At 40.7% G+C, this 7943-nt stretch carries 5 protein-coding genes, 2 pseudogenes and 1 CRISPR repeat array; of the genes and pseudogenes, 4 read left to right on the forward strand and 3 right to left on the reverse strand.

The window, feature by feature from the left end; all coding sequences use genetic code 11:
* From cas6 to cas2, 4 genes and pseudogenes are all read left to right on the forward strand, one after another.
* Nucleotides 1-796: CRISPR-associated endoribonuclease Cas6 (gene cas6 / locus NJ959_RS21990; protein WP_254013884.1), on the forward strand; the 796-nt coding region annotated here is incomplete at its 5' end.
* 267 nt (nt 797-1063) lie between these two features.
* Nucleotides 1064-1273 (forward strand): annotated as a pseudogene (locus NJ959_RS21995) (CRISPR-associated protein Cas4); the annotation flags it as partial.
* Nucleotides 1261-1845, forward strand: a pseudogene (gene cas1 / locus NJ959_RS22000) (CRISPR-associated endonuclease Cas1); the annotation flags it as partial. The pseudogenes NJ959_RS21995 and cas1, both read left to right, overlap by 13 nt.
* A 6-nt stretch (nt 1846-1851) precedes the next feature.
* Nucleotides 1852-2139, forward strand: a complete 288-nt coding sequence (gene cas2, locus NJ959_RS22005; protein WP_254013885.1) for a CRISPR-associated endonuclease Cas2 — start codon at nt 1852-1854, stop codon at nt 2137-2139.
* A 234-nt stretch (nt 2140-2373) separates the two neighbouring features.
* Nucleotides 2374-4521: direct repeats of the CRISPR family, unit length 37 nt; unit sequence GTTGAAATCAACTTAAATCCCTTTTAGGGATTGAAAC.
* A 56-nt stretch (nt 4522-4577) separates the two neighbouring features.
* Here the strand turns inward: cas2 and NJ959_RS22010 are convergent.
* The 3 genes from NJ959_RS22010 to NJ959_RS22020 all read right to left on the reverse strand — a co-directional run bounded on the left by NJ959_RS22010 (nt 4578) and on the right by NJ959_RS22020 (nt 7853).
* Nucleotides 4578-5120: a hypothetical protein gene (locus NJ959_RS22010; RefSeq protein WP_254013886.1), complete on the reverse strand. Its 543-nt coding sequence runs from the start codon at nt 5118-5120 to the stop codon at nt 4578-4580.
* A gap of 127 nt (nt 5121-5247) precedes the next feature.
* The gene (locus tag NJ959_RS22015; RefSeq protein WP_254013887.1) at nt 5248-7038 is read right to left on the reverse strand and encodes a dipeptide ABC transporter ATP-binding protein; all 1791 of its coding nucleotides are present in this window, start codon (nt 7036-7038) and stop codon (nt 5248-5250) included.
* A gap of 86 nt (nt 7039-7124) precedes the next feature.
* A complete protein-coding gene (locus NJ959_RS22020) occupies nt 7125-7853 on the reverse strand; it encodes an AIM24 family protein (protein ID WP_254013888.1) in 729 nt (242 codons plus the stop codon).
* Nucleotides 7854-7943: the final 90 nt, after the last annotated feature.

Raw genomic sequence — 7943 nt, forward strand, 5'->3', positions numbered from 1 at the left:
CTCCCCCATCTACCCCCAATTCCTAACAGGTAGACACCTCCACGCCCTATTCTTAAACCTAGTAAGTCACGTCGATATCGAATTAGGAACCCATCTCCATGATGAAAAAACTGAAAAAGCATTCACCCTCAGCCCCTTACAAATTACCACCAAAAAATCACTACCCCGCCACAATATTTTGCAATACTCACATACCCAACCCATTCCTGCAAATACTCCCTGTTGGTGGCGCATCTCCTTATTAGATGACACCCTATTTAGCAAACTAACTCAACTTTGGTTAAATATTAATCCCAAACATCCCTGGCATTTAGGTTCCGCTGACTTATATATTACCAGCATTCTCGGTACACCTCAATCTACTCAACCTTGGGCAAATGCTTGTAGTTATACTCAATTATATGAGGAAGCTTCAGATTGCGATCGCACTATTTCTTTCTCCTTCGCTACTCCAGCCGCATTCCGCCAAGGAAAATTCGATACTGCCCTGCCTACAAAAGACTGTGTATTTAACAGTCTCCTCAGTCGGTGGCATAAATACAGCGGGATTGAGTTATCGGATTTTTCGATAGATTCACTTTTTCCCAACTTTTTTAATATCCATACTGAGATTGCTGCTGATTCTCGCAGCAAGTTTATCGGCTGTGTGGGAGAAATTAGTTATCGGATTTTTGGCGATGTGGAGGCGGTGAGGATTAAGCAAATTAATGCGTTGGCCGATTTTGCTCTTTATTGTGGCTTGGGGCGGAAAACGCCGATGGGGATGGGGATGGTTAGGCGAGTGAATTCTGCTTAATTAATTTGACTGTTTGTTGTTTACATCCGCCAGAGAATAAATTCTCTGTCTCATAGCTTAAGTCAGTTAAAACTGACTAAACTTACCAGCCGGATTCGGTTGTAATGCACGATCAAATTGCTATCGAAATCTATTATCCGCAGTCGGTTTCAACCGACTTCAGCTATGAGACAGTGGTTTTAACCACTGGCGGATGACTGGCGGATGACTGGCGGATAATTGGGTGAATCTAAAAACCTGAATCTACTTATAATTTACTCAAAATCTATGAACGAAACAGACTACATACCCATCGCCTCTCTCAACCAATACGCCTATTGCCCCCATCGCTGTTGGCGGATGTTTTGTGCAGGAGAATTCACCGATAACCAGTACACAATTGAAGGAACAAGCTTACACGATCGCGTTCATACATTATCTGAAATATACCGCGAAGATACCTGGCAAGTTCGGGCAATTATAGTGCGATCGCACCGATTAATACCACCTCTAATATTAATTCACTCCGTGGGTTAGAAGGATCGGGAAGTGCGGCTTATTTTGGCTGTTTCAATCAACTGATTCAAGTTACGGAATTTCACTTTGAAAAGCGAAACCGCCGTCCGCCTAAAGATCCGGTTAATTCCTTGTTAAGTCTGGGGTATTCTCTCTTGCGTCACGATATCCAAAGTGCAGTTAATATTGTTGGTTTCGATCCCTATTTGGGTTATCTTCATGTCGAACATTATGGTCGCCCATCATTAGCGTTGGATTTAATGGAAGAATTTCGACCATTGGTAGTGGATGCAATGGTGCTTAATGGGATTAATCGACGTTTCTTGAAACTCTCTGATTTTATCAATGAACCTATTAGTGATGCAGTATCTTTGACACCAGATGGGTTAAAAACATTTCTCCGTTTGTACGAACAGAAAAAACAATCTGAGTTCAGGCATCCGGTTTTAGGACGAAAATGTTGCTATCAGGAGGCTTTTGAAATTCAGGCGCGACTCTTGGCGAAATACCTGATGGGTGAAATTGACAAGTATCCACCGTTAATTGTGAGGTAGTGGACGATGTATGTTGTTGTATCTTATGATATCCCTGAAGACAAGCGCCGGACTAAAATCCATAGTATCCTCAAGTCTTACGGGCAGTGGATGCAGTATAGTGTATTTGAGTGTGACTTGACCGATACCCAGTATGCCAAGTTGCGATCGCGCTTGAGCAAGCTGATTAATCCAAACACCGATAGTATCCGTTTTTACTCCCTCTGTGCGTGCTGCCAGAGAAAAGTGGAACGAATCGGCGGCGAAGCACTTCGGGATGACACGATATTTTTTGCCGAATGCGCGGATGGGTAGGTGTTTTTTTTCAGCGGTTGGGAAAAATGGCTGAAGTGCCTTCTGTATAATGATTTGAGAGTCATCACCCAAATTTTTCAGCCGCGCAATCTCTCAAATCCTTACTGTGACTTGGTTTTAGACTATTTTATTCATGGGGGTCTTGCCACACCAGATGCTCAAATGCTATAATTTTTCTCAACCGCGCAACCGAACCTTGAAAACTACATACAGTAAGCCTTCCAGGTTTCAGCAGTTGAAATCAACTTAAATCCCTTTTAGGGATTGAAACATAGAGAGGTTAGTGGAGGAACCCTAGGGTTTCAGGGTTGAAATCAACTTAAATCCCTTTTAGGGATTGAAACAAATTGAATGGAATGGAGAGATACACATAGTGTTTCTGTTGAAATCAACTTAAATCCCTTTTAGGGATTGAAACCTGATGCAGAGTGGCGCGATCGCGACTCCGAAGCGTTGAAATCAACTTAAATCCCTTTTAGGGATTGAAACTAGTTTCTGCCAAAGATCGATTTCCTTGCTCAATCGCGCAAGAATGTTGAAATCAACTTAAATCCCTTTTAGGGATTGAAACGCTTCGCGAGAGGATAATTTCTGAGAGATTTTATCGTTGAAATCAACTTAAATCCCTTTTAGGGATTGAAACGTGCTGTTGCCAGTCGCCAAGCTTTGCCTTATTCAGTTGAAATCAACTTAAATCCCTTTTAGGGATTGAAACTAAGATGTAGTCGATAATCTGTCTGCTGTAGTCCATTGTTGAAATCAACTTAAATCCCTTTTAGGGATTGAAACCCATCAGCATTCCTTAAATCTATACTGTTCCCTACCATGTTGAAATCAACTTAAATCCCTTTTAGGGATTGAAACTAACACAGATAACTCAAGTGCCTGAAGGTAAAGTGTTGAAATCAACTTAAATCCCTTTTAGGGATTGAAACTTGGGGATCGAGACATGGATGCTGATATAATGCCGTTGAAATCAACTTAAATCCCTTTTAGGGATTGAAACATCTTTAGGCGCTAATATCCACTTAAGGAATGCCCTCGTTGAAATCAACTTAAATCCCTTTTAGGGATTGAAACAATCAATGCCGCAGAAATAGTTTGAATCGCTAATGTTGAAATCAACTTAAATCCCTTTTAGGGATTGAAACTGAGCAACGCGATCGCTAATTGTTTCTGCTACTACGTTGAAATCAACTTAAATCCCTTTTAGGGATTGAAACGAAAACAATTACAGACGGATCTCGATTGCTCCCGGTGGTTGAAATCAACTTAAATCCCTTTTAGGGATTGAAACTAATTATCGATACCTCCCTTTTTGCAGGGGAACCAATGTTGAAATCAACTTAAATCCCTTTTAGGGATTGAAACAGGTAACAAAGATGCTTAAAAGTATCAATAGATGTTGAAATCAACTTAAATCCCTTTTAGGGATTGAAACATTGACACTACAATCGTACTTATGAAAAACACACGTTGAAATCAACTTAAATCCCTTTTAGGGATTGAAACCCTACCCAGACCCGAGAGGAAAGTGCGATCGCAGGTTGAAATCAACTTAAATCCCTTTTAGGGATTGAAACTTCTGGAAAATCTTCTGGAAAGTCTTCTGGAAAGTCTTCTGGTTGAAATCAACTTAAATCCCTTTTAGGGATTGAAACTAAATTCAACGAGGCAATGGCCCTCCATGTACTAGTTGAAATCAACTTAAATCCCTTTTAGGGATTGAAACTAGGGGTAAATACATCAACGATGGCTACTTCCCCGTTGAAATCAACTTAAATCCCTTTTAGGGATTGAAACTTAACTGAAGCGAAAGCCCAGGGCTTGCTTGGTAGTTGAAATCAACTTAAATCCCTTTTAGGGATTTAAACCTTTCAGTCTTTGTTGGGTGGCTAATTCATTCTATCGGTTGAAATCAACTTAAATCCCTTTTAGGGATTTAAACAACCCCGAAATTCTCTAACGCTTTTTTAGTTAGAGTTGAAATCAACTTAAATCCCTTTTAGGGATTGAAACTCTGCAATACTTAAATCACAAAGATACCGACGAGTTGAAATCAACTTAAATCCCTTTTAGGGATTGAAACATAACTCCAGATTCCAAGGAAATATGTTCCCATTTGTTGAAATCAACTTAAATCCCTTTTAGGGATTGAAACATGCACCATTTCCCCCACTTCCTCTATTTCCGATTGTTGAAATCAACTTAAATCCCTTTTAGGGATTGAAACGCAACTTTTTTCTTCCAATCGACTAAATAGCATCCAGTGTTGAAATCAACTTAAATCCCTTTTAGGGATTGAAACCAGAACAATGATAAATTTCCTCACACTGGGAACGAAGGTTGAAATCAACTTAAATCCCTTTTAGGGATTGAAACACAAAAATTAGAAGTCAGACTTACTAAAAAATCCGACTTCTAAATCCTCAACCGATTTATTCACCAAACCTAGCCAAAAAATCATCACGGGAAACCTGAGACAATTGCAACAATAAAGAAGCTAACTCATCAGAAGATAAAGCCAACAAAGACTCAACCATCCTGGCAAAATCATCATCCGATTCCCCAAAGCGCAATTTCAGGAAAGCTTCCACAACCAAACGCGGTACTTCTTCGACACCCAACTCATCTCCAGATAATTGAGAGAATTGCAGTAACAACAACGTCAAATCCTCTGAAGGCAAGCCAGACAAAGGCTCGACTAGTGGTAAGATGCGATCGCTAAATTCCCCAAAGCGAACCCTCAATAAATTCTCTACAATCAGGCGTTTTCCCTGTTGAACCCCTTGTTGAGCCCCTTCCTGTCTACCTTGTTGAACACCTTCCTGTCTACCTTGTTGAACCCCTTGTTGAATACCTTGTTGAACCCCTTGTTGAATACCTTGTTGGATAGCCTCTTCTAGTTTTTGTTGAAAAAGTGGTGCTAAGGCCACAATTAACCTCCTATCCTCTTGATCTAACCTTTGATTGGCTGTCAAATTAGTTTGCAAGCTATACAACAAGTTTACCGCATTATCTCGTAAAGGACTACCCTCTGGTAGTGGGGAGTAGAAAAATTATCTAATTAACAATTAACAATTAGCCATTAGCAATTAACAAAATAATCTATCCCATTTGAGTCGCCAATAAAGGAGCAGCGCTTAACAAAGTCTTAGTATAAGGATGCTGAGGATTTCTAAACAATTCCTCCGTCTCCCGTAACTCCACAATTTTCCCCTGATACATTACAGCAATGCGATCGCAAAAAAACCGCGCCACCCAAAGATCGTGAGTAATAAACAAATATGTCAAATTAAACTCATCTTTCAACGACTGCATTAACTCCAACACCTGTGTTTGTACCGAGGCATCTAACATACTCACAGGCTCATCACAAATCACCAAACTCGGATGAGTAATTAAGGCACGAGCAATTGCTACCCGCTGTTGTTGTCCCCCCGACAAATCCCCCGGATACCGATAGTAATACTCCTCCACGGGAGTCAAACCCACCCTTTTCAACATTGCCTCAACCCGCTCCTTTGCTTCCCCTGGTGTCGCCAAATTATGGATAAATAGAGGATCGGCAATACTCTCGCCCACCCGCATCAAAGGATTCAAACAAGCATGGGGATCTTGGAATATCATTTGTATTTGTCGCCGCTTTTCTTGCAGCGATTTTTTATTCAATTTGGTTAAATCTTTCCCTTCAAATTCAACTGTTCCCGAAGTCGGACGAATCAATTGTAAAATAGTGCGAGACAGGGTACTTTTGCCACAGCCTGACTCCCCTACTAATCCCAAAACCTCACCCTTAATTAAATCAAAAGTTATTTCATCTACGGCTTTAATAAATTGCTTGTCTTTGGTGAATAATTGGGCGACAAAGTTCTGCTCTAAGGTATAATATTGCTTTAATTCTTTAATTTCTAATATAGCCTTGGCAGCGGATTTGGTAGCGGATGTAGCGGATGATCGATCGATTTCAGCGGATAGGTTGCTGATTTTTCCTGAAGAAACTAATAATTCATCCGCTGCCAAATCCCCTGCTAAACCCCTTGCTAAACCCGATAACTCATCCGCTGCTAAATCCGCTGCTAAATCTGCTTTATCATCACTAACTGCCTGAATATGTAGTGCAGCTTGCAATAGCGATCGCGTATACTCGTGTTGTGGTTTCCGTAAAATATCCTGGATTGCCCCAGTTTCTACTATTTTGCCCTGATACATTACCGCAATGCGATCGCAATATTCCCCCACCATTGCCAAATCGTGGGAAATCAGGAGCAATCCCATCTCTCTTTCCCGACACAATCGCGTTAATTCCGTTAAAATTTCTGCCGATACCGTCACATCTAAACTCGTTGTCGGTTCATCAGCTACAATTAATTTAGGATTAAGTAATAAAGCCAGTGCGATCGCAACTCTCTGCCGCATTCCGCCACTAAATTCATGGGGATATTGAGAGAAACGACTCTCTGGAATCTTCACAGTTTCCAATGTTTCAATCGCCTTATCCTTACATGCTTTTCTTGATAACTCCGGTTGATGTGCCCTCAAAGTTTCCAGACAATGCTCCCCAATCGTCATCAAAGGATCTAGGCGTGTCATGGGATCTTGAAAAATCAGTGCCACCGCCTCCCCACGAAATTTCCGTAACTCAGAAGGCGTTAAATCAAATACCGATTTTCCCTTAAACTTAACCTTTCCCTCAACTTGGGTAGATGCTGATAACAACCGCATCGCCGCACGCCCCAATGTTGACTTCCCACAACCAGATTCCCCCACCAATCCCAAACGTTGCCCAGGATTGAGAGTAAAGGAAACATCATCCACTGCCCAACGAGTGGTTTCTCCTGATTTACTGCCGGGATAAGCAACCCGTAAATTTTCTACACAAAAAAGGGTTTCATTCATTGCTAGATTATTTTAGATAGTAGGGAGGAATTATGGCTGTCAATCATTTGACGATGAGGATATTTTACTGTTATTCAAAACCTAATTTAACCCAAACCCATCCCCTCAGTTTCAGAAACTAATAACTTCCCTACACCTTCATAAATCCAAACATAACCTTCGCCACCACCTTTACCAAAATGCCCCATTTTTTTATACTCTTCTGTAATCCCATTAGTAAATCCTTTTACGAAGTCATAATCAGCGATTAAAGTTTCACCTTTATTGAGTTCAATCATCTTAGCTGGTGCTGTTGTACCCAGTACAACTTTACCTTTTTGATTGGGTAAAGCTTTCAGGGCAACCCGACATAATCCATCACCAGAAGCAGCCATTTGTCGAACTTTTAATTTTTTGCTTCCCAAGACTACATTATCAGAACAAAACCGAAATATACCATCATCAAATTCCCATTGTTCTGAATCTAATAGATCCACAGCCGTATAATGGAGGAAATATCCTTTTTGCCTTGGTTCGAGGTAAACTGCACCAGTCCCTTTGTAGATAGGCGCGTTGTAATCGGTTTCTGTCGTCATCGCTATCCAGACATCTTTCAGGCGATTATCGGTTTTATAAACTCCATAGGTTAATTTACCCATACACCTATGGAGCGAGCCTTTTTGAATTATTACACCTGAATTCTCTAAATGAATTTCCACTTGCTGGACAAAAGGAATATTGCGAGTGGGATGGTATAGTTTGTTAGCTTCTTTATTGATGTTATTTTGTAAATACCAATCATCTGTTGGCTCTAGGATATTCACTTGGTATCTCATAATTTGCCTCGTTTTTTTCTACTTATAGGCACCACTAGAATAGTTAGTTTAACCAAAATTATTTCCTCCATTACCCATTCCCCATTACCC

Source organism: Limnofasciculus baicalensis BBK-W-15 (genome assembly GCF_024178385.1).
Lineage (GTDB): Bacteria > Cyanobacteriota > Cyanobacteriia > Cyanobacteriales > Coleofasciculaceae > Limnofasciculus > Limnofasciculus baicalensis.

What these genes read in the sequence shown, in the direction of transcription:
- cas2 (WP_254013885.1), top strand. Translation starts at nt 1,852, where the DNA reads ATGTATGTTGTTGTATCTTATGATATCCCTGAAGACAAGCGCCGGACT.
- NJ959_RS22015 (WP_254013887.1), bottom strand. Translation starts at nt 7,038, where the DNA reads ATGAATGAAACCCTTTTTTGTGTAGAAAATTTACGGGTTGCTTATCCC.
- NJ959_RS22020 (WP_254013888.1), bottom strand. Translation starts at nt 7,853, where the DNA reads ATGAGATACCAAGTGAATATCCTAGAGCCAACAGATGATTGGTATTTA.